Origin of the sequence: Burkholderia sp. Tr-862 (assembly GCF_011753085.1) — a bacterium.
Taxonomy (GTDB): domain Bacteria; phylum Pseudomonadota; class Gammaproteobacteria; order Burkholderiales; family Burkholderiaceae; genus Burkholderia; species Burkholderia ambifaria.
Genome location: NZ_VWWG01000344.1, coordinates 1 through 2,009, shown reverse-complemented (window position 1 = coordinate 2,009; position 2,009 = coordinate 1). Strand labels below are relative to the sequence as shown.

Annotated in this window: 1 protein-coding gene and 1 pseudogene; both read left to right on the top strand. The window is 71.5% G+C overall.

Going from position 1 to position 2,009, the window contains the following annotated elements:
• Positions 1-1,836, top strand: a 1,836-nt coding sequence (locus tag F3J14_RS34675) for an amino acid adenylation domain-containing protein (protein WP_166726726.1), incomplete at its 5' end; no start/stop codon positions are given.
• A pseudogene (locus F3J14_RS34670) lies at positions 1,835-2,009 on the top strand (glutathione S-transferase); the annotation flags it as partial. The gene F3J14_RS34675 and the pseudogene F3J14_RS34670, both read left to right, overlap by 2 nt.

Below are 2,009 nucleotides of genomic sequence, written 5' to 3'. Positions count from 1 at the left end.
TTCGCGGCCGCCGCACAGGCGACGCCCGATGCGATCGCGCTCGAATACGCGGATGCCGACGGCGCCGTGCAACGCGCGACCTATCGCGAACTCGACCTGAACACGACGCGCGTCGCCGCCGCGTTGCGCCGGCGCGGCGTGCGGCCCGATACACCCGTGGCGTTGTGCGTGGAACGCTCGTTCGACATGGTGACGGCGCTTGTCGGCGTGCTGAAGGCCGGCGCGGCGTACCTGCCGGTCGATCCCGACTATCCGGCCGAGCGCATCGCGTACCTGCTGCGCGACGCGCGGCCGGCGGTCGCGATCACGCAAGCTCATCTGCGCGAGCAGGTGGAGGCCGCGCTCGGCGACGACGCGACGACGCAGCTGCTGACGGTGGCCGATCTGCTTGCAGACGAAGCGAACGAAGTGGGCGAAACGAACGAAGCCGCGGCCGACACCGACATCGACGACGCCCGGCTCGCGTACCTGATCTATACGTCCGGCTCGACCGGCAAGCCGAAGGGCGCCGGCAACTCGCACGGCGCGCTCGCGAACCGGATCGCGTGGATGCAGCACGCGTACCGGCTCACGCGCGACGACGTCGTGCTGCACAAGACGCCGTTCGGCTTCGACGTGTCGGTATGGGAATTCGTGTGGCCGCTCGCGATCGGCGCGAAGCTCGCGATCGCCGCGCCCGGCGACCACCGCGATCCGGCCCGCCTCGCGGCCGCGATCCATGCGCACGGCGTGACGGTGCTGCACTTCGTGCCGTCGATGCTGGCCGCGTTCGCCGCGTATCTCGACGATTTCTCGGCCGCCGCGCAATGCGACAGCGTGCGCCTGATCGTCGCTAGCGGCGAAGCGCTCGCGCCCGAACTCGTCGCGAAGGTCGCACGGCTCATGCCGAACGCGACGCTCGTGAACCTGTACGGGCCGACGGAAGCCGCGATCGACGTGTCGCACTGGACCTGCGGCCCCGACGACGCGAGCGCCGTCGCGGTGCCGATCGGCCATCCGATCGCGAACCTGCAGCTGCACGTGCTCGACGCGGCATGGCAGCCGGTGCCGGCCGGCGCGACCGGCGAACTGTATCTGGCGGGCGCGGGCCTCGCGCGCGGCTATCTCGGCCGCCCCGGGCTGACCGCCGAGCGCTTCGTGCCCGATCCGTTCGTGCCGGGCGCGCGCATGTATCGCACCGGCGACCTCGCGCGGCGCCGCGCCGATGGCGCACTCGACTATCTCGGCCGCGTCGACACGCAGGTGAAGCTGCGCGGCCAGCGGATCGAGCCCGGTGAAATCGAGGCGCTGCTGCGCATGGCGCCGGGTGTGCACGACGCGGTCGTGGTCGTGCGCGACGAGCAGCTGATCGGCTATGTCGCACGCGGCGACGCGGCTTCGCTCGACCGTGCGGCACTGCTGGATTCGCTGCGCGCGCAATTGCCGGCGTACATGGTGCCGTCGCAGCTGATCGAGCTCGACGCGCTGCCGGTCACGCCGAACGGCAAGTGCGACCGCCATGCGTTGCCGGCGCCGGTGCGCGAGGCGGCCGCGGCCGTCGAACTCGCGACCGACACGGAGCGCGCGCTCGCCGCGATCTGGCAGCGCGTGCTGCATGTGGACGCGATCGGCCGCGACGACGATTTCTTCCTGCTCGGCGGCCACTCGCTGCTCGCGACGCAGGCCCATGCGCAGGCGAACCTGCACTGGGGTCTCGCGCTGCCGCTGCGCACGCTGTTCGACACCCGCACGCTCGCACGCTGCGCGGATGCGATCGACGTGGCCTGCGCGGCACAGGGCGAGACCGACGCGGCGAGCGCGATCGACGCGCTGCTCGGCGAACTGGAAACCCAATAAGGACGACGGCTTCGTTCGGTGGGAGTCGAACACGACCATCCGCTAGCTCGCGAACCGCTACGGCGGCGACGCGCTCTATCCGGCCGAGCCGCAGGCGCGCGCCCGGGTCGATCAGTGGATCGACTGGCAGGGCTCGGACCTGAACCGTTCGTGGGTCGGCGCGTTCCTCGGCC